At 31.2% G+C, this 21,220-nt stretch carries 21 protein-coding genes; 16 read left to right on the top strand and 5 right to left on the bottom strand.

Annotation, left to right across the window (positions count from 1 at the left end; all coding sequences use genetic code 11):
- Positions 1–34: 34 nt before the first annotated feature.
- The 5 genes from KO500_RS04765 to KO500_RS04785 form a co-directional block, all read right to left on the bottom strand.
- Positions 35–760: a metallophosphoesterase gene (locus KO500_RS04765; RefSeq protein WP_215955357.1), complete on the bottom strand. Its 726-nt coding sequence runs from the start codon at positions 758–760 to the stop codon at positions 35–37.
- The gene (locus tag KO500_RS04770; RefSeq protein WP_215955358.1) at positions 757–1,842 is read right to left on the bottom strand and encodes a DNA helicase PriA; all 1,086 of its coding nucleotides are present in this window, start codon (positions 1,840–1,842) and stop codon (positions 757–759) included. Before KO500_RS04770 ends, KO500_RS04765 begins: the two co-directional genes overlap by 4 nt.
- 68 nt (positions 1,843–1,910) lie before the next feature.
- Positions 1,911–3,041, bottom strand: a complete 1,131-nt coding sequence (locus KO500_RS04775) for an SPFH domain-containing protein (RefSeq protein ID WP_215955359.1) — start codon at positions 3,039–3,041, stop codon at positions 1,911–1,913.
- Positions 3,042–3,164: 123 nt separating this feature from the next.
- Positions 3,165–4,301: an ATP-binding protein gene (locus tag KO500_RS04780; RefSeq protein ID WP_215955360.1), complete on the bottom strand. Its 1,137-nt coding sequence runs from the start codon at positions 4,299–4,301 to the stop codon at positions 3,165–3,167.
- Positions 4,301–5,062 carry an SDR family NAD(P)-dependent oxidoreductase gene (locus KO500_RS04785; protein WP_215955361.1) on the bottom strand — a complete coding sequence of 254 codons (762 nt, stop codon included), beginning with the start codon at positions 5,060–5,062 and terminating at the stop codon, positions 4,301–4,303. The genes KO500_RS04780 and KO500_RS04785 overlap by 1 nt, the downstream gene beginning before the upstream one ends.
- A gap of 206 nt (positions 5,063–5,268) precedes the next feature.
- Here KO500_RS04785 and KO500_RS04790 point away from each other — a divergent pair, with 206 nt between their 5' ends.
- From KO500_RS04790 to KO500_RS04865, 16 genes are all read left to right on the top strand, one after another.
- Complete coding sequence (locus KO500_RS04790; RefSeq protein WP_215955362.1) at positions 5,269–6,270, top strand: AAA family ATPase; 1,002 nt, start codon at positions 5,269–5,271, stop codon at positions 6,268–6,270.
- Between the two features lie 119 nt (positions 6,271–6,389).
- Positions 6,390–7,256, top strand: a complete 867-nt coding sequence (locus KO500_RS04795) for a DUF58 domain-containing protein (RefSeq protein ID WP_215955363.1) — start codon at positions 6,390–6,392, stop codon at positions 7,254–7,256.
- Entirely contained in the window at positions 7,256–8,905 is a 1,650-nt protein-coding gene (locus KO500_RS04800) for a BatD family protein (protein WP_252732423.1), read from the top strand. The genes KO500_RS04795 and KO500_RS04800 overlap by 1 nt, the downstream gene beginning before the upstream one ends.
- A 3-nt stretch (positions 8,906–8,908) precedes the next feature.
- Complete coding sequence (locus KO500_RS04805; protein WP_215955364.1) at positions 8,909–9,907, top strand: vWA domain-containing protein; 999 nt, start codon at positions 8,909–8,911, stop codon at positions 9,905–9,907.
- Between the two features lie 19 nt (positions 9,908–9,926).
- Positions 9,927–10,973 (top strand): VWA domain-containing protein, encoded by a 1,047-nt coding sequence (locus tag KO500_RS04810; protein WP_215955365.1) that lies wholly within the window; start codon positions 9,927–9,929, stop codon positions 10,971–10,973.
- 1 nt (position 10,974) lies between these two features.
- Positions 10,975–11,868: a tetratricopeptide repeat protein gene (locus KO500_RS04815; RefSeq protein ID WP_215955366.1), complete on the top strand. Its 894-nt coding sequence runs from the start codon at positions 10,975–10,977 to the stop codon at positions 11,866–11,868.
- Positions 11,868–13,643, top strand: a complete 1,776-nt coding sequence (locus tag KO500_RS04820) for a BatD family protein (protein ID WP_215955367.1) — start codon at positions 11,868–11,870, stop codon at positions 13,641–13,643. Before KO500_RS04815 ends, KO500_RS04820 begins: the two co-directional genes overlap by 1 nt.
- A gap of 11 nt (positions 13,644–13,654) precedes the next feature.
- A complete protein-coding gene (locus KO500_RS04825) occupies positions 13,655–14,413 on the top strand; it encodes a tetratricopeptide repeat protein (RefSeq protein ID WP_215955368.1) in 759 nt (252 codons plus the stop codon).
- A gap of 48 nt (positions 14,414–14,461) precedes the next feature.
- Positions 14,462–14,776 carry a hypothetical protein gene (locus KO500_RS04830; RefSeq protein ID WP_215955369.1) on the top strand — a complete coding sequence of 105 codons (315 nt, stop codon included), beginning with the start codon at positions 14,462–14,464 and terminating at the stop codon, positions 14,774–14,776.
- Positions 14,777–14,857: 81 nt separating this feature from the next.
- Positions 14,858–16,450: a SulP family inorganic anion transporter gene (locus tag KO500_RS04835; protein WP_215955370.1), complete on the top strand. Its 1,593-nt coding sequence runs from the start codon at positions 14,858–14,860 to the stop codon at positions 16,448–16,450.
- Between the two features lie 59 nt (positions 16,451–16,509).
- Complete coding sequence (locus tag KO500_RS04840; RefSeq protein WP_215955371.1) at positions 16,510–17,136, top strand: carbonic anhydrase family protein; 627 nt, start codon at positions 16,510–16,512, stop codon at positions 17,134–17,136.
- A 97-nt stretch (positions 17,137–17,233) separates the two neighbouring features.
- On the top strand, positions 17,234–17,860 hold the full coding sequence (locus KO500_RS04845; protein ID WP_215955372.1) for a carbonic anhydrase: 627 nt from the start codon (positions 17,234–17,236) through the stop codon (positions 17,858–17,860).
- A 160-nt stretch (positions 17,861–18,020) separates the two neighbouring features.
- Positions 18,021–19,040, top strand: coding sequence for a phenylalanine--tRNA ligase subunit alpha (pheS, locus tag KO500_RS04850; protein WP_215955373.1), 1,020 nt, complete (start codon positions 18,021–18,023; stop codon positions 19,038–19,040).
- A gap of 31 nt (positions 19,041–19,071) precedes the next feature.
- Positions 19,072–19,467, top strand: a complete 396-nt coding sequence (locus KO500_RS04855; RefSeq protein ID WP_215955374.1) for a hypothetical protein — start codon at positions 19,072–19,074, stop codon at positions 19,465–19,467.
- A 99-nt stretch (positions 19,468–19,566) separates the two neighbouring features.
- The gene (locus KO500_RS04860) at positions 19,567–20,049 is read left to right on the top strand and encodes a GbsR/MarR family transcriptional regulator (protein ID WP_215955375.1); all 483 of its coding nucleotides are present in this window, start codon (positions 19,567–19,569) and stop codon (positions 20,047–20,049) included.
- A gap of 80 nt (positions 20,050–20,129) precedes the next feature.
- On the top strand, positions 20,130–21,206 hold the full coding sequence (locus tag KO500_RS04865; protein WP_215955376.1) for an efflux RND transporter periplasmic adaptor subunit: 1,077 nt from the start codon (positions 20,130–20,132) through the stop codon (positions 21,204–21,206).
- The last annotated feature ends 14 nt before the right edge of the window (positions 21,207–21,220 follow it).

Here is a 21,220-nt window from a genome sequence, read left to right on the forward strand (position 1 = left end):
TTCCTCTAAAAATTGGCTTACTTTTTAAATTGTACTAATTTCTACCCTTCTCATCTGAATAAAAAGTATAAACAGGATCACTTTGCCACACTTCTTTAGTATCCACATTAATAATTGATAATGGTCCTTTAAAAGCCGCACCCGTATCTATATTCCAAACATTACCTGCGTTCTGAGGTGTCGTTTTTCCTATTCTTGTTACTGGCGTGTGTCCAATATAAATTTCTGAATAGTTTAATAATCTTTTTGGGTAGAAAGGGTCTTCAGTAGCTAATTTTGAATTTAAACACAATACCATTTCCCATAAAGTTCTATCCCAATAAAAAGTCTTTTTAAAATATTCAAATTCTACTCCCTTTAAGTTAGTAAAACCTGCATGAAGAAACAAACGGTTTTTATCATCTAAAAAATAATTTTCTAAACTAGTATAAAAACCAATATGTAATTGTTTTGTTTTATCGTCTAATTTTAAATATGAATTCATTGTAGCTTCACCTCCGTGCTGAAACCATTGGGGATTATCTTTACCTTCTTCTAACCAAGCCCTGCACAACTCATCGTGATTACCCCTAATAAAAGTACAATTATGAGTAGTATTTAATGCTATTAAAAAACTTATTGTTTCAGAAGCATCACTCCAGCCATCAACATAATCTCCTAAAAAAATCAGATGATCTTCGGTTGTTACATTGGCCTTTTCTAATACTTGTTGTAATGCCCTTAATCCTGAATGGATATCTCCTATTGCTAATGTTCTCATGATTGTGCAAAAATGCTAATAACTCCGATTATTATTACTAAAAATACTATTAAAAAGAATATTTTCCAGAAAGAATATGGCCTAACACCACTAATTACTCCTGTTTGACCGTTAATATAAAAACGATATTCTTTACCTGAATACCTGTATGAACTTATATAAGCAGGCACTAAAATGTGTTTAAATGTTTCATCAGATAATTTGATATTTGCATTTGAAACGCGTTGTGTGTCACCACCAATATCTCTTTTAATCCAACTATAAGCAATATTTTTTGCTTCTTGAAATGATTGGTGATGTCCATCTTTTAATGAAATTGTATATTTTTCAGTCACAAAACCAGAAAGGTAGTTAGAATTAAAAACAACCAAATCACTCAAATTCCATTTAGCAATTTTAGCAGGCAAATCTCTTTGCTTCTTTTCTGATGCATTAATTAAAATATCGTCAATAAAACCATCAACAGAACCCGAAGCACTTGACCATCTCGTTTTTCTAACCTGTCTAGTTTGTGTTCCGTTTTTCGTTTTATAACGTTGATTTTCATAATAATAATCACCTCTTTGACCTTGATATGTTGCAAATAAATTAGCATCAAAAGTCCAATGCGGAATATAAACACCATGCAACCCTTCAGCATCTAAAGCTGCTTTTTTAAGTTTATTAGGTGCAAACCACAAACCATTTACCCAAGTTTTAAAAATTGATTTTGCCCTTTTAGCATCTAATTGAAACGGAACTAAGGCGCCGGGTAATATCCAACCCTCTTTTTCAACATCTTCTCTAATCAGAGGTTCGCTACAATAAATACAGGCCAGCGATTTATAGTTTTCTTCAACGTGTTGATTTGCCCCACAGTTTTTACAATGAAGCAAATCTATAGTTTCAGTATACGCATTTTCACCAACAACTTTTAAATAGTGGTCAAGCTCTAACTCTTCAAAACTAGTTTTAGCTTGTTCTATAAACTCTTCATAACCACAATACTCACATTTTAATTGATCAGAACCAGGTTTAAATTTTAGTTCTGCACCACAATTTGAGCATGATTTTTTATTTTCAGATGAAAAAGTTTTTTCCATTTTTGGTATAACACCAGTTTTTATAACTACACAAGTGTGGTTATGTTTACAATTTTATATTTAAATGATTATACAGGTAAAGGTGGTGGTGTATTACCGCCTAAAAACACCTTAAGCTCTTCAACATCTTTTAAAGCTCCCCAATTTGCCATACCTTGTTTCCAGATTAACGAATCTTTATTTATGGTACGATTAGCAAAAAGCTCCTTCAACTTATCAAAAGTTACAGGTCCCATTTGAGTGCCGTTAGAAGCATAATGATACATTACTTGTGTGGGAATTGGTGGTGGTACTGTGGATTGTTGCACATTATGAATAGGTTGTTGTGCCGCTTGCGGGCTCATCATACCTCCCATTTGTTGCGCTAAGGCAAAACCCATTCCCATGCCCATTCCTGCGCCAGCTGTACCTCCTTCATTTTGAGCAGCCTGCTCAATAGCCTTTGCTGTTTTAAATTGGGTAAGCTTATTTAAATCTAATTTATCAAGCCTACTGTATTCAAAAATTTCTTTTTTGAGTTCTTCAGGCATTGATACGTTTTCAATATAAAAACGCTCTAACAAAATACCAACTCTTCCAAATTCTGGTTGCATCACCTCTTGGCAAGTTTCTGATAATTCGGTTGTATTTGCTGCGTATAATTCAATGGGCAAATTTGCTTCACCAACAGTATCAGTAAAACGAGTTACAATTAAGCTTTTTAAATGCTCATTTACTTCGTAGTTTGTAAAATTACCATCTGTACCAACAACATCAACTACAAATTTACCTGCATCTTGGATTTTAAAACTATAAGTACCAAAAGCTCTAATTTCAGTAAGCCCGAAGCGTTCATCATTTAAAATAACCGCATTTTTAGTTCCCCATTTTTCATCAGTAAATAAGGTTGTATTTACAAAATACACCTCTGCTTTAAACGGACTGTTAAAACCATATTTCCAACCTTTTAAGGTTGTTAAAATTGGTAAATTTTGTGTATTCAAAGTATATGTACCTGGTGTAAAAACATCTGCTAATTGGCCTTCATTAATAAACACAGCAGTTTGCCCTTCACGAACAATTAATTTTGCATTATTTTTGATTTCATTCTGAAATCTTTCAAACCTATAAACAATAGTATCATCAGTATTATCAAGCCATTCAATAATATCAATAAACTCATGGCTTAATTTCTTTTTAATTTCGTCAAATATTCCCATTTTGGTTTGTGTTTTAATATTTTTCTTCAAGATACCTATTATCTTAAAATACGACAATATAAAGGGCAATATTTTAAAGTAGAATTAACTTTAACTGCGATTAATGACTATAGAAAACCGATCTTAATTGTATTTGACTTTACGCAGAATTCGCAGAGATTCTTTTAGAGAATGATACACTTTTTCATCATATGCCTTAATTAAAAAACGAGACTCCTCTAACCTATCTTTAGCTTCTTCAAAACCATTTAAAAAGCAAATTAAATAGGTTGCTGGTAAATTTTGAAAATCTAATTTTTCATTATCAGTAAGGGGTGCTTCTTTCTTAATTTTTTCAATTAAAAACCCATTAGAATTATAAATATGATACAACGATTTCTTATCATATTCTGGCGCTTCAAAAATTAAATTACTTTGTATTTGGTACGTTCCATTGCTTTGAAAAGTAATTACGACCTTTTCTAAAGGATAATATTTTTGACGCTTCCCTAAACCTAATTGCACATATTCTACTGTAGTAAATGAGTGATCATCGTATGTTATTGTAATTTCATCTAAGGCGGAATAAAAAAGTTTTACCTGTTCGTTAATCAACTCAATATCAACCCTTGAGTAGTAATATTCATTTTTAACTTTTTTTCTTTTTCCTGCCCAACAAACGACAAACTGTTCTTTAAAAACCCTGTATTCACTCGTTAAGTTTTTATGTCTGTTATTTATAAAATCTACAACACCATCAAGGGTTAACTCTATATTATTACGAGCGTGTAATTCAATTGTTGCAACAGCATCAGAATTTATATCTTTCAACTCAATATCAAAAACCTTCGGTAGGCTTATACTGCCTTCTCTAAAAAAAACAGATCCTCCATAATATTTCCAAATATTCTTACGAAGTGAACAAATTTTACCAGTTGATTTTATAGTTACCAAACCCACAACTTTACCTTCCGAAAGATCAGGAAAAGGTATGTTTTCATAAGAAATTATGGGAGGGTGATCTAAATAGGCATTTACTAAATTTTGTATTTTACTATCATCAAAAAAATCAACCCCAACAATTTTATTATCCTCATCTTCTACACCAATAACAATAAATGAATTGTTTTTAGGGTTGCTATTTGCTAAAGCACATACATGCTTTAAAAATTTCGCCTTCCCCTCTTTTTCACCAATAGAGATAAACCTTTTTTTATCATAAAAACTATTCTCGTCATTATGTGCTAAAAGGCTTTTTACAAGAAGGCGCTTATTTATCATTATTCTTTGGTCAAAATAGTAGCAGTTGCTTGTGCATTCGGTACGATTACTAAATCGGTAATATTCACATAGTATGGCCGTGTGACAACAAAATGTACAACATCAGCAATATCTTCTGGTGTTAGCGGGTCAAAACCTTTATACACATTATCGGCACGAGACTCATCACCTTTAAAACGAACTTTACTAAATTCAGTTTCAACCAAACCTGGGTGAACAGCACCAACTCTAATTCCATGTTTATGCAAATCTATTCGCATTGCTTGATTAAGTGCATCAACAGCATGTTTTGTAGCACAATAAACTCCACCATTCGGGTACACCTCTTTAGCAGCAGTAGAACCGATATTTATAATATGTCCTGATTTTTTTTCAACCATTTTAGGTGCAATTGCCTTAGAAACATACAGTAACCCTTTTACGTTGATATCTATCATGGCATCCCAATCATCTGTATCACCTTCATTAATTGGTTCTAACCCGTGTGCATTACCCGCATTGTTAATTAAAATATCAATCTCAGAAAATTCTTTTGGTAATGATTCAACAGCTTCAAAAACAGCTTTTTTATTTTTTATATCAAAACTTAAAATATAAACTTCAGTTTTATCACTTAATTCTTTTTGTAAAACTTCAAGTTTTTCTTTTCTTCTTCCGCATAAAATAAGGTTAATACCATTTGACGCGAATAATTTTGCAGTTGCTTCGCCAATACCACTAGTAGCACCAGTGATAAAGGCTGTTTTATTTTTGTTCTTCATATTATGTAATACTAACAATCTTCTAGAAGATTTCAAAAAAAGTTGTACATATTGTTACATATTTGTGAAATTATAAAATTAATCCCTTAAAACAGTCACAAAACGAATTGATTAAGCTAAGTTTTAACCAATTGTTAACAGCTGATATCTAAATAAATTTTCAATTTGCGATACAAATTGTTAGCTTGTCCAAATAAATAAAACATATGGAAGAAAATACTTCAATCGATATTAGTGCTATTAACGAGAAAATTGCTCAAGAAAGTGCGTTTATTGATTTATTAATGTTAGAGATGAACAAAGTAATTGTTGGTCAAAAACATATGGTTGAACGTTTATTAATTGGTTTACTCGGTCAAGGTCATATTTTATTAGAAGGTGTGCCTGGTTTAGCAAAAACACTTGCCATTAATACATTATCTAAAGCTGTTAAAGGTAGTTTTAGCAGAATACAATTTACACCAGATTTATTGCCTGCCGATGTTGTTGGTACCATGATATATAATATGAAAGACAATGATTTTTCTATTAAAAAAGGTCCAATTTTTGCAAACTTCGTTCTTGCAGATGAGATAAACAGAGCACCAGCAAAGGTACAGTCAGCACTTTTAGAAGCAATGCAAGAAAAACAAGTGACTATTGGTGAAAAAACTTTTGTACTTGATAAGCCATTTTTAGTAATGGCAACACAAAACCCTGTTGAACAAGAAGGTACTTACCCATTACCTGAAGCTCAGGTTGACCGTTTTATGTTAAAAACAGTAATTGATTATCCTAAATTAACAGAGGAACAATTAATTATGCGTCAAAACTTGACTGGAAGTTATGAGCAAGTAAAACCTGTAGTAAGTGTAGAACAAATTTTAAGTGCTCAAAAAGCAGTTAAACAAGTTTACATGGATGAGAAAATTGAGAAGTATATTCTTGATATTATTTTTGCTACACGTTACCCTGAAAAATATAAATTAGAAGATTTAAAACCACTTATTAGCTTCGGTGCTTCTCCTAGAGGTAGTATTAACTTAGCAAATGCCGCTAAATGTTATGCCTTTATTAAAAGAAGAGGTTATGTAGTTCCTGAAGATGTGAGAGCTGTGGTTTATGATGTTTTAAGACATAGAATTGGTATTACTTATGAAGCTGAAGCTGAAAACATAACTTCAGAAGAAATCATTAGTAAGATTGTAAACGAAATTGAAGTACCATAAATATTTAAAAAAAACACTTTTCAATAATCAGAAAAGTGTTTGATCAACTGGGTGCTAAAACTAAAGTTTATAAAAGTCCTTTTTCTTAGTATTTTGAAAGAGGGTCGAGAGAGACCAAAATGGATACCAAAGATTTATTAAAAAAAGTTCGCAAAATTGAGATAAAGACACGTCGTCTTTCCGACCATGTTTTTGGTGGGGAATATCACTCTACCTTTAAAGGTCGTGGTATGACGTTTAGCGAAGTACGCCAATACCAATTTGGTGATGATGTTCGTGCGATTGATTGGAACGTTACTGCACGTTACAACGAACCTTATATTAAAGTTTTTGAAGAAGAACGCGAACTTACCATGATGCTTATGGTAGATGTTAGTGGCTCTGAAATATTTGGTAGTAGCAACCAATTTAAAAATGAAATTATTACTGAAATTGCTGCAACTTTAGCTTTTTCTGCATTACAGAATAATGATAAAATTGGAGTACTCTTATTCTCTGATCAAGTAGAACTTTTTATTCCTCCTAAAAAAGGAAAAAGTCATGTATTACGCATTATTAGAGAACTCATAGAGTTCAAACCTAAAAGTAAAAAAACTGATTTAGCAGTAGCATTAAAGTATTTAACCAATATACTTAAGAAAAAAGCAATTGTATTTGTATTGTCTGATTTTATAACAGATGATTATTTACAAACCTTAAGAATTACTGGTAAAAAACACGATGTTACAGGTATTCGTATTTATGATGAACGTGAAGAAACCATACCTAATATTGGAATGGTACAAATGGAAGATACAGAAACTGGAGAACTTCAATTAGTAAACACACAATCAAAAACAGTACGACAGAACTATAGTAAATATTACCAAGAACGTGTAAACTATTTTCAAAGTACATTTTCAAAATCTGGTTGTGGTACTTTAAGCTGTCGTGTTGACGAGAGCTACGTAAAAAAATTATTAGGCTATTTTAAGCGAAGAGGATAATGAATAGTAATTATGAAAAATTAAAGCTGAGAAATATAAAATCGTTATTTAAACGATTAACTTTTCTATGCCTAATTTTCACTACAACTTTCGGTTTTTCACAAACCGTAAAATCAGAAGTAGATGTTAGTTCAATAAAAATAGGTGAACAAATAAACTTTATCGTAAATGTTGAGGCAAGCGAAACTGATAATGTTATTTTCCCTGAAGGACAGACATTTGCACCATTAGAAATGGTGGAATCTTTTGCCACCGACACCATTAAAGAAGATGCAAAATTTACTTTAATTAAAAAGTACGCTTTAACACAATTTGATTCGGGTTCATATACTTTACCACGACAACAAATTACAATTAACGAAAAACCGTTTTTTACAGACTCCCTTCGAATAGATGTAAATACTCTAGTTGTTGATACATTGGCTCAAAAAATGTACGATATAAAAGACATTACTAATGTTGAAAAAACGAGTACATTTCCATGGGCATGGGTTTTAGGTGTTATTATAGCACTTGCTATAATTGGTGGATTACTTTATTGGTTCGTTTGGCGAAAAAAGACCCTTACTGAAGAAGAAAAAGTTGCTTTATTACCACCGTACGATCGTGCAATGCTTGAACTTAAAAAATTAGAGAATTCTAAATATTTAATTCAAGATGAATACAAACAGTATTATTCTGAATTAACTGATATTGTTCGTTCTTATTTAGAGGAAGATGTTCATATTTCGGCATTAGAAAGTACAACAGACCAGCTTATTGAAAAGTTAGAAATGCTTAAAGATGCTGGAAACTTAAAAATTGATGATGATACTTTAAATCAATTTAAGAGAATATTACAAACATCTGATTTAGTGAAGTTCGCTAAATCAAAACCAGACACGTCTATTGCTGAACAAGACAGAAAATCTATAGAAAATATTGTCACTAAAACTAAAGATGCTATTCCTCCACCAACAGAAGAAGAGTTGTTACAGCGTGAAGAATACCTTGAAGAATTAGAACGCAAAAAGCAACGTAGAAAAGTTAATATTACTATTATTACGATAGCCTCAATAGTGGTTATAGCATTAGGTGTATGTATTAAATATTTTGGTTTTAATTATATAAAAGACACAGTATTTGGTCACCCAACTAAAGAACTATTAGAGAGTGATTGGGTAGCGAGTTCTTACGGTTATCCACCAATAAGTATTGAAACACCTAAAGTATTACTACGTCAGAAAATAGAATTACCTGCTGAAGCAAAAGCGAGTATTAAAGAATATCAAATGTTCTTTTACAACAGTGCTTTAGATCTTTTTAGTATTGGCGTTACATCAACTACTTTAAAACAAGAAATTGAACCTAATATTGAGCAGTCTGTAGATTTATTCTTAAAAGATTTAGAAAGCAAAGGTGCTAAAAATATCACCACTAAATCTGAAGAATTTATTACAAAATCAGGCGTTAAAGGATTAAAATCTTACGGCTCAGGAATGTTTAAAGTACCTGGTTCTGATGAACTAGTAAATGGAAAGTACACCATATTAACTTTTGCAGGCAAAGGTTTTCAACAACAAGTATTATTAACTTGGTTAGATGGCGACACCTATGCCGAAGAAATTGTAAATCGCATAATAACTAGTGTAGAAGTTAAAACAGAATAAAAAATGCTGAATAATATAGAATTTGCTAATCCAGAATTTTTTTGGTTGTTTTTACTACTTCCATTGGCTGTGGTTTGGTATATATTTAAGCGAAAAAATGAAACGTCATCTTTAAAAATTGCCTCAATAAAAGGGTTTTCAACAGATAGTCTTTTGCCTAAGTTAAAACCATTATTATTTGCACTACGCATATTGGCATTGGCCTCAATAATAGTAGCTTTAGCAAGGCCACAAACTGAAGATGTTTCAACACAAACAAAAACAACTAGTGGTATTGATATTGTTATTTCAATAGATGTATCATCAAGTATGCTCGCCCGTGACTTAAAACCAAACCGATTAGCTGCGCTAAAAAAAGTAGCCGGTAATTTTATTAAAGAACGCCCAAGTGACAGAATAGGTTTAGTTGCGTATGCAGGTGAAAGCTATACCAAAACTCCAATTACAAGTGATAAGTCTATCGTATTAAATTCATTAAGTGAAATTACATATGGTACTCTTGAAGATGGTACTGCAATTGGTATGGGACTGGCTACATCAGTTAACAGATTAAAAGAAAGTAAAGCGATAAGTAAAGTTATAATTCTACTTACTGATGGTGTAAACAATTCTGGTTTTATAGAACCACAGACTGCTGCAGAACTGGCTGTAGAATATGGCATAAAAACATATACTATTGGTTTGGGTACAAACGGCAATGCATTATCGCCAATAGCTTATAATAATGATGGTTCATTTAGGTACGGAATGCGCCCCGTAGAAATAGACGAAGAACTTCTTGAAACTATAGCAGAAGCTACTGGAGGAACGTACTTTAGAGCTACCGATAATGAAAGCTTACAAGATATTTACGACGAAATTAATAAGTTAGAAAAAACTGAAATAGAAGAGTTTAAGTATACTAAATACGAAGAAAAATACCGTGTGTGGTTATTAATAGCAGGGTTGTTATTAGTTATTGAATGGGTATTGCGTAACACTATTTTTAGAAGTTTTATTTAGGAAAAGACGAAGAAGTAAAATGATTCAATTAGAAGAAAAAATATATTTTTATTTGTTGTTCATCATCCCTGTTGTTGTGGTGCTTTTTGTACTATTACAATTATGGAAGCGTAGCACACAGAAAAAATTTGGTGATTTAGCACTTCTAAAAAGGCTAACACCAAACAAATCTATATTTAAATCTACACTTAAGCTTATTCTATTCCTAATAGGTTTATCATTATTAATAATTGGTCTTGTAAACCCTAAAATTGGCACAAAACTTGAAACAGTAAAAAGAGAAGGTGTTGATATAGTTTTTGCTGTCGATGTTTCAAAAAGTATGCTTGCTGAAGATATTGCGCCAAATAGATTGGAAAAAGGAAAACGTTTAGTTTCTGAAATTATCAATCAACTAGGAAGTGACCGTATTGGTATTATTGCATATGCCGCACAAGCATACCCGCAATTACCAATTACTACAGATTATGGTGCTGCAAAAATGTTTTTGCAAAGTATGAATACTGACATGCTTTCATCACAAGGCACAGCAATTAATGAAGCTGTAAATTTAGCTTCAACATATTTTGATGATGACCAACAAACCAACCGAGTTCTTTTTATAATTTCTGATGGCGAAGATCATGCGGAAGGGACTACAGATGCAGCAATTGAAAAAGCTGTTGAAGAAGGTATTCGAGTTTATACAATAGGTGTTGGAAAAACTAAAGGTGCTCCAATACCGCTAAAAAGAAATGGCGTTGTTGAAAGCCTAAAGAAAGATATGAATGGTGATGTCGTAATTACCAAGTTAAATGAAGCTATACTAAAAGAAATTGCTCAAGAAGGTAATGGAGAATATGTTAATGGTGATAATACAAAAGAAGCCGTTAATTATATAAAAGACAAGCTAAATCAAATGGATAAAAAAGAGTTTGAAGCTAAGCAATTTGCTGAATATAAAGACCAATTTCAATGGTTTGTAGCTTTCGGATTTTTAATACTATTTATTGATGTTTTTGTTTTAGACAGAAAAACAAAATGGCTTAGAAAACTTAATTTATTTAACGAAAAGAAAAATAAGTAACATGAAAAATATTGTATCAGTACTACTACTTCTTGTTGCAAGTTTTACGAACGCTCAACAAACTAAAGAAGAACAAGAAGAGCAACGTTTAAAAGAATTACAAGAATCTAAAAATTATACCTGGGATGGTAATAAGGCATTATCAGAAAAAGATTTTGTAAATGCCGAAGCCGATTATAGAAAAGCTATTTCTTTAAGCAACGAAAACGCTGTAGCACCTTACAATTTAGGAAACGCATATTATTTAAACGAAACATACAATGAAGCTTTTTCTCGATACAAACAAGCGGGAGAATTGGCAACAAGCAAAGTTGAAAAACATAAAGCTTATCACAACATGGGTAATGTTTTTATGAAAGAAAAACAATACGAAAAAGCAGTTGAAGCATATAAACAAGCTTTAAGAAATGACCCAAAAGACGAAGAAACTCGCTACAATTTAGCTTTAGCACAAGAAATGCTTAAAAAACAGCAAGAGGAAGACCAAAAAAATCAAGATCAGAATCAAGATAACAAAGATCAGGAAAATAAGGACGACCAAAAAGACGAAAACGAAGAAAATAAAGACGGAGAAGGAGAAGACAAAGAAGGCGATAAGGGCGACGAAAAAGAAGAAGATAAAAAAGATAAAGGAGACGAAGGCGATAAAGGCGACGAAAAAGAAGAAGATAAAAAAGACGGAGAAGGAGATAAAAAGGAAGACAAAAAAGATAAAGGTGACAAACCTGAAGATGGTAAAGGAGAAGGGAAACCTGAACAAAGACCTAGTCAATTATCCCCACAGCAAGTACAAAATCTCTTAGAAGCAATGCAAAACGAAGAGAAAAAAGTACAAGAAAAAATGGATGCTAAAAAAGTAAAAGGAGTAAAAACCAAAAACGAAAAAGATTGGTAATGCAATTCACATTAAAAAATAATATTGCACTTCTATGTTTATTGTTTTTCGCTTTTCAAATACAAGCGCAAGACGATGAAGTAAGCTTTGACATGTCTGTAAGTAAATCAAAATTAGGTTTAAACGAACGTCTGAGAGTTGATTTTGCTATGAATTATGATGGCGATAATTTCACACCTCCTGATTTTAATGGATTTAATGTTGTTATGGGTCCTGCTCAATCAATTAGAAACTCTTGGGTAAACGGTGTTAGGTCTTACTCAAAAACGTATTCTTATACTCTAGTACCAACATCTCAAGGGAAACATACGATTGGTCAAGCTTCCATAATTATAAAAGGAAAAGAATATAAATCTATAGCTAAAGATATTTTAGTAACTGCAGCAGTAAAAGACCCTAACGCTCCACCTTCCGCTTCATCAATTGCAGGCGATAATTTACATTTAGTTGCTGAAGTATCAAAAGCAAACCCTTATTTAAATGAAGCTGTATCTGTTGTTTACAAACTATATGTGAGTAACTCAATAAACGTTAGTAATTTTAGACCTCTTGACAACCCTAAATACAATAATTTTTGGAGTCAAGATATGCCTGTAAAGCAATATAATATTGAAGAAGGTACATACGAAGGAAAACCATACAAGTTTGTAACTCTAAAACGAGTTGTTTTATATCCTCAAAAAACAGGTAAGTTAGATATTGAACCATTATCCTTAGAAGTTTCGGTTGATGTACCATCAGGCAGAAGAGACTTTTTTGGTAGACCATTATATACATCAACAAATAAAAATGTATCTGCTGGTAGTAGAACAATTAATGTAAAGCCGTTACCTACGAAAGATAAACCTGAAAACTTTAGTGGTGCCGTTGGCGAATATACATTTTCAGTTACAACAAACAAAACAGCTTTAAATGCATCAGAGTCATTACAGGCAACTGTTGAAGTAAGTGGGTCTGGAAACTTAAAACTTTTTCAATTACCTGAACCAAGTTTACCAAGTTCTTTAGAGGTTTACGAACCTGAATTTGAAGAAGATGTAAGAACTACTATTAGCGGTATGACGGGTAGTGTTAGAAACAACTATACAATCGTACCATCATACAAAGGTAAATACCCAATACCTACTATTTCATTCACATACTTTAACCCTAAAACAGGAAAGTATGTTAGCTTAAAATCTGATGAAATTTTAATTAATGTAATAAATGGGCCTTTAAATAGTGCTTCTAGCACAAGCACTAAAGAAGATAAACAGTCCGTAATTACAACTGGTGATCAGTTTCAATTTATTAAGCTGAAAACTAATTTACAATCTAAAAATTCTAATTTCTTTTTTAATACAACTTCATATTTCTTGTGGTTATTACTACCATTATTATTAATTCCAATAGCAATTATTTTCGGTAAAAAGAGAGAAGCTATACGTAATGATGTAACTGGCAACAAAATTAGAAGAGCTAATAAATTATCAAGAAAATATTTATCTGCCGCTAAAAAATCATTAGGGAACAAAGAGTTGTTTTATATTGCTTTAGAAAAAGCTTTACACAATTATTTAAAAGCTAAGCTTAAAATTGAAACATCAGAATTTAGTAAAGATAAAATTTCTGAATTATTAGAAGAAAAAAAGGTAGATACTGTTACTTCTGAAGGTTTTATTTCATTATTGAAAAATTGTGAAATGGCACGTTATAGCCCGTTTTCAAATGTTCAAATGCAACACGATTATACAAAAGCAAGTGAAGTGATTAACGCTATGGACAAGCAATTATAAAAAGAATAAAAATGAAAAAAATACTATTCATATTTATATTATTCATTGGTTGCTTTGGTTTTTCTCAAAATGAAGCACTATTTAAAAAAGCTAATAAAGCTTACAATACCGGAGATTATGATGTAGCTGCTAAGAATTATTTAAAAATAATAGAGAACGGCGAACATTCAGCAGAGTTATATTTTAATTTAGGAAACGTTTATTATAAACAAAATCAAATTGCACCTAGTATTTACTATTTTGAAAAAGCATTATTATTAAAGCCAAATGATAAGGATATAAAAAACAATTTAGCATATGCTCAAAATATGGCTTTAGATGCTATTGAGGTATTGCCAAAAACTGGTTTATCAAGAATTTACAGAAGTCTTACTTCATATTTCACTTTTGATCAATGGGCTTACACCAGTATTGGTCTAATGTTTTTATTTATTATAGGTTATTTATTGTATTACTTTTTAAATTATGCTACTCAAAAAAGAATTGCTTTTGTAGGTAGTATTATCTGTTTACTATTAAGTATTGCAACCATTCTTATTGCTTATATTGAGTATAACACTTTTAAATCAGACCAACCTGCTATAGTTTTTGACAAAGAGGTTATTATTAAATCTGAACCTAATAATAGTAGCCAAGAAACGTTTAGATTACATCAAGGAACTAAAGTTAATGTGATTGAAAACTTAAATGATTGGCAAAAAATTAAAATTGCCGACGGAAAAACTGGTTGGTTAACTTCAGAAAGTATCAAATTACTTAAAGATATTTAACGAAATATTGAAAGTTTTTATCAAATTGCATATATATTTGCAATTACTATGAAGAATTTTTATAAAAATACATTACAAGCGTTGTTTCTTGTGTTATGGTTATTTGCCATAACAGGGCCAACAATTAGCGCGTATTTAGATAAAGATTCAAAAGTTGTTGTTACCAATCTATCTGAAGAAGAACATCAAGAGCATGAGCACAACAAAAAGGAAAAAGATTTAGAAAAAATTTTTACTGACTATTTATTTTTAGCTACAGATGTAACAGCATTAAATATTAGCATACCTTCAAATTATTATTTTGGAGGAATCTCTTCACACACACAAGACATTCAGGTACCACCACCCAAAGAAATAATTTAATTTTAGTTAAATAAATTTAAATTCATTTCTTATTCATATTTGCTTCTATTTATTAATAGAGCATAAATTATTATACATATTATGTTTAAAAACATTAAAAACGATTTACCTGCAAGTGTTGTTGTATTTTTCGTTGCTTTACCACTTTGTTTAGGTATCGCATTAGCGAGTGGCGCTCCTTTATTCTCTGGTTTAATTGCAGGGATTATTGGTGGTATAGTAGTAGGTGCATTATCCGGTTCAAAAATTGGTGTAAGTGGTCCCGCTGCAGGTTTGGCTGCAATTGTATTAACTGCAATTGGTACACTTGGCGGTTATGAAAACTTTCTTGTTGCTGTAGTATTAGGTGGTATCATACAAATAGTTTTCGGAATTTTAAAAGCTGGAGTTATAGGTTATTATTTTCCATCATCTGTAATTAAAGGTATGCTTACAGGTATTGGTATCATTATAATCTTAAAGCAAATACCACACTTTTTCGGTTACGATCCTGATCCAGAAGGTGACTTTGCTTTCTTCCAAGTAGACGGAAAAAATACTTTTACAGAAATATTAGATACTGTAAATAATATTAGTCCAGGCGCTACACTAATTGCCATTATTGGTTTAGCAGTATTACTTTTATGGGATAAAGTATTATCTAAAAAAGGGAAATTTTTTCAAATTATACAAGGCCCATTAGTAGCTGTTGTTTTGGGTATCGTCTACTTTATGACAACAAAAGGGGATGATGTTTTAGGAATTTCAGCCAAACATTTAGTTAGCGTACCTATTCCTGAAGATGTCTCCTCATTTTTAGCACAGTTTTCTTTTCCAAATTTTAGTGCAATTACAAATCCTCAAGTTTGGGTTACTGGTTTTACAATTGCTTTAGTGGCAAGTTTAGAAACGCTATTATGCGTTGAGGCTACTGACAAGTTAGACCCTGAAAAAAATGTTACGCCAACCAATCGAGAGTTATTAGCACAGGGTACAGGTAATATCATTTCTGGATTGATTGGTGGCTTACCAATTACTCAAGTTATCGTTCGTAGTTCGGCAAATATACAATCGGGTGGTAAAACTAAATTAGCTGCAATCATTCACGGTTTTTTACTATTAATTTCAGTAATTTTAATCCCAACTTTACTAAATAAAATACCTTTATCTGTATTAGCTGCAATTTTATTTATTGTAGGTTTTAAATTGGCAAAACCTGCTTTATTTCTTAAAATGTTTAAACTAGGTTGGAAACAATTTGTACCCTTTATAGTAACCGTTTTAGGAATTGTATTTACAGATTTATTAGTAGGTATTGCATTAGGTTTAGCAGTAGGTATAATAATTATATTACTAAAGAACTACCAAAACTCACACTTTTTACATATCGAAGATAAAAGTGACGGTAAACACAGAATTAAAATGACTTTAGCTGAAGAGGTAACTTTCTTTAACAAAGGTGCCATTTTAAAAGAATTAGATCGTTTACCTAATGATACGTATTTAGAATTAAATGTATTGAATACACGTTATTTAGATAATGATATTATTGAAATTTTAGATGACTTTTCAATAAAAGCGAAAGAAAGAAATATTGATATAAAAATTATTTCAAAAAGAGGTGTTGTTGAAAACCCTAGTAGTTATTTTGATTTTTTTAATCAACCTCAAAAATCAGATATGAGTGTTAGCTAAACTGATTTTGTACTAATAAGTCAACATCATAAATTTAAAACAAAATATTTAAAAATATTATGAAAGCACATACAAAAGAAACGCAAGCTACCATGAATCCTGAAAAGGCATTAGACTTTTTAAAAGAAGGCAATGGAAGGTTTGTAAATAATTTAAAAGCAAACAGAAATTTACTTGAACAAGTAAACGATACTAGTGAAGGTCAATTCCCCTTTGCTACAATTTTAAGTTGCATTGATTCTCGCGTTTCAGCAGAATTAGTTTTTGATCAAGGTCTTGGTGACATTTTCAGCATTAGAATTGCTGGTAACTTTGTTAATGAAGATATTTTAGGAAGTATGGAATTTGCAAGTAAACTTGCAGGAACGAAACTAATTGTAGTTTTAGGTCATACGAGCTGTGGAGCAGTAAAAGGTGCTTGTGATCATGCAAGAATGGGTAACCTAACTGCATTAATCAACAAGATTGAACCAGCAGTTGCTGCGGTTACTGAGCCAAAAGATGAAGACTTAAGAAACTCTAAAAACTTAGAATTTGTAGATGCAGTTTCTGAGAAAAACGTTCATATCACCATTGAAAATATTAGAGAGCGAAGCAAAATTTTAGCTGAAATGGAAAATGAGGGTGAAATCAAAATAGTTGGTGCAATGTATAATGTATCAACAGGTGAAGTTGTATTTTACTAACACAAAACTTTTAATTTTTTTATAATAAAATGGCTTACCAAAAATGGTAAGCCATTTTATTTATTACTGTATCTTACAACATAGAAATAAGGTAGCTATGAATTTAGATTTTGTTTTTGAAAACAATAAAAAATGGGTTAACGAAAAACTCAACGATAATGCGAATTATTTTGAGGATATGGGTAAAGGCCAAAAACCTGAACTTTTATATATTGGTTGCTCAGACAGTAGAGTCACTGCAGAAGATTTAATGGGCATGGGGCAAGGTGAAGTATTTGTACATAGAAATATTGCAAATATGGTCATTGGAACAGACCTAAATGCTACTTCAGTTGTAGAGTATGCTGTTAACCATTTAGACGTAAATCATATTGTAGTATGTGGTCATTATGGGTGTGGTGGAGTTAAGGCTGCAATGCAATCAGAAGATTTAGGAATTCTAAACCCATGGCTACGTAATATTAGAGACGTATATCGTATTCATAAAAAAGAACTGAATTCTATTGAAGACGAGCAAATAAAGTATGAACGTTTGGTTGAACTAAATGTACAAGAACAATGTGTGAATCTCATAAAAATGGCTTCAGTACAAAAGGCATATCGTCATCATGGTTTAATAGTGCACGGCTGGGTTTTTGATATTCATACTGGTAATTTAAAAGATCTAAAAATTGACTTTGAAGGTATTTTAAATAAAATAATGGAAATCTATCATTTAGATTAATCAACTGTTTAAAAACAGTCGTGATTTACTAAAAATATAAAGCACTACAACACCATATAGTTTAACAATTAAAATTGTTATTCACATCAAGCAAAAAAGTTAAAGCAGTAAGCCCTACTACTGATATAAAAGTTTTAAATTTGTAAGATAGTTTATTGTTATGATTGATAAGATAAAAGAACATATTGGGGAAATCGAGAATTTTTCTTCAGATTCTAAAGAAGCTATTGAAAGCCTAAGAATTAAATATTTAGGAAAAAAAGGCTTATTAAATGATTTTTTTGCCGAATTCAAAAATGTTCCTAATGAGCAGAAAAAAGAATTTGGTCAAACCATCAATCTATTAAAAACAACAGCAACAAATAAAGTAAACGAGTTAAAAGAAGCACTTGAAGATAATACTAAAGAAGACAGTATTTATGGTGATTTAACTCGACCAAGTGAAGCTATTGAACTAGGTTCACGTCATCCAATATCAATTGTAAAGAATCGAATTATAGACATCTTTTCAAGAATTGGCTTTAATGTTTCAGAAGGTCCTGAAATTGAAGATGATTGGCATAATTTTACAGCATTAAACTTGCCTGAATATCACCCAGCACGTGATATGCAAGATACTTTCTTTATTCAAACAAACCCTGATATTCTTTTACGTACACATACCTCATCGGTACAAGTACGTTACATGGAAAATAACAAACCGCCTATTAGAACAATTTCTCCTGGCAGAGTGTATAGAAACGAAGCTATTTCAGCTCGTTCACACTGTTTTTTCCATCAAATTGAAGGTTTATATATTGATAAAGATGTTTCATTTGCCGATTTAAAGCAAACCTTACAATTTTTTACTACAGAACTTTTTGGGAAATCTAAAATTAGATTACGCCCATCATACTTTCCTTTTACAGAGCCCAGTGCTGAGGTTGATGTATATTGGGGACTAGAGACTGAGGCAGATTACCGTATTACCAAAGGTACTGGTTGGTTAGAAATTGGTGGTTGCGGTATGGTAGACCCAAATGTTCTAACCAATTGTGGTATTGATCCTAATGAATATTCTGGTTTTGCTTTTGGCGTTGGTATCGATAGAATCGCCATGTTATTGCATCAAATTACAGATATTAGATTGCTAAGTGAGAATGATATTCGTTTCTTAGAGCAATTTAAATCTGCTTTATAAAACTTATTATTCTCATAAACTCATATCTGGTATGAAAAAAGATATAGATATTCCTGTTGTTGAAAATGTATATATTGCTATTGTCAATGAATGGGATGATGATATGCTGAATAAAGTCTGGAATGCCTATTTAATTAACGATAAAGACACTCCTATAGAAATGGCTATTGTAGTTTCAAACGGTTTTAATGACACTAAAAAAACCTCAACTATTCGTCATGGATTAGGAACCTTAGAAGCAAAATCATTTAAAAAATTTGAACCTTTACAAGAAGAAATTTTTGCTTTAAAAAACATCTTTTCGGTTACTTTTTTCTTTGATAATAAGTTGTATGATAAAAAATATCTTTTTGAAGAGAATACTATCAATAAAAACTCCCTTACAATTATCCCTCTACTAGAAAAAGATGGTGTATTAGTTAAATAATGCTAATATTATCACAAAACAATTCACGTTAAGTTCTTTTGGTTTGTTTGCAACAGAACTAATCATATATTTGTGCTTTAATTTTTAGCACAAAAAGTTTTGGATAAAGAAACATACAAAAAAGAGCTCATTGAAGAACTTGGTATTCACATGGAAGATGAATATTCATTAGCACCTTTACCAGCACGTATTTTCGCCAATTTAGTAATAACAGATGAAAACGGCTTAACGTTTGAAGACTGCCTTACCAAAAGAGGCGCAAGTAAAAGCTCTATTTCCACATCACTAAATTTATTATTGCAACTTGGTATGATTACCTATTTTACAAAATCTGGTGATCGAAAAAGATATTTTAAAGTCACTGATCATGATAAGTTTTTTGTTCAAAAACTTGATCAAGCTATTAAAAAAGTGGATAATGAAACCTACATGATGAATAAGGTAATTGCCTATACTAAAAAGTATAATCCTGAAAAATATAATGCTAGAAAAATTAACTATGATGCTTATTTACAATGCATAGCCGATAGTAAGGAGTGCTATGACAATGCAATTAAAAAATTAAAAAAAGAAATTGACTAATTTTTTTTATTATATGGTTCGTTTTTAATCGAACTAATTTGAGTTAACAAAACCTTAATAAAAATTCTATTCCAAAAAAAATGAAAAAGACAGTAATAAAAACTATCTCAGCAATGGCCTTAATTTTAAGCTCATGCGGATCAAAAGAAAAATCAACTGTAGCTGCCCCACCTGCTCCAACATTAAAGGTAGAAACATTAAAGAAAAAAGACATTACAGTTTATAACGAATTCTCAACAACTTTAGAAGGAATTCAAAATGTAGAAATATGGCCTAAAGTATCTGGTTTTGTACAGAATATATATGTAGAAGAAGGCCAAAAAATTAAAAAAGGTCAATTACTATTTAAACTAGAAACACAAACTTTAAATCAAGATGCTAATGCTGCAAAAGCTTCAGTAAACGTTGCTCAAGTAGAAGTAGACAAACTAATTCCGTTAGTAGAAAAAAACATTATTAGTAATGTACAATTAGAAACTGCTAAAGCACAATTAATGCAGGCAAAAAGTAATTACCAAAGTGTTACTTCTAATATAAATTATGCAAATATTACAAGTCCAGTTGATGGTTATATAGGTGAAATACCTTATCAAATTGGAGCATTGGTTAGCCCTACTATGACACAGCCACTTACAACAGTATCTGATGTGAGTACAGTACGTGCATATTTTTCAATGAGTGAAAGACAAGCATTAAATTTTAAATCATCAATTCCAACAGGTAAAGATCATTTATTAGATTTAAGTAAAGCACCTGAAGTAAAATTAATAATGATTAATGGTGAAGAATATGCAGAATCTGGTAAAATTGCCATGATTAACAGCATTATTAATAGCACAACAGGAAGTGTAACTGCAAGAGCAGATTTTAAAAACCCTAATAATATATTAAGTAGCGGAAGTACTGGTAAAATTAAAATACCAAAAAAGTACGAAGATATTTATGAAATACCACAAGTTGCAACGATAGACCTACAAGGTAAAAAACTAGTTTACGTTTTAAATAGTGATAGCACTATTAATACAATGCCTTTAGATATTATCGAGAATACACAAAATGGTTTTATCGTAAAAAACGGTATAGCACCAAACACTACAATTTTAGTTGAAGGAGTAATTAGAGTTAAAGATGGAATGAAGATTAATCCATCTAAATAATTTTAAAAAAAATT

The sequence above is a fragment of the Cellulophaga baltica genome (assembly GCF_018861125.1).
Classification (GTDB): domain Bacteria; phylum Bacteroidota; class Bacteroidia; order Flavobacteriales; family Flavobacteriaceae; genus Cellulophaga; species Cellulophaga baltica_A.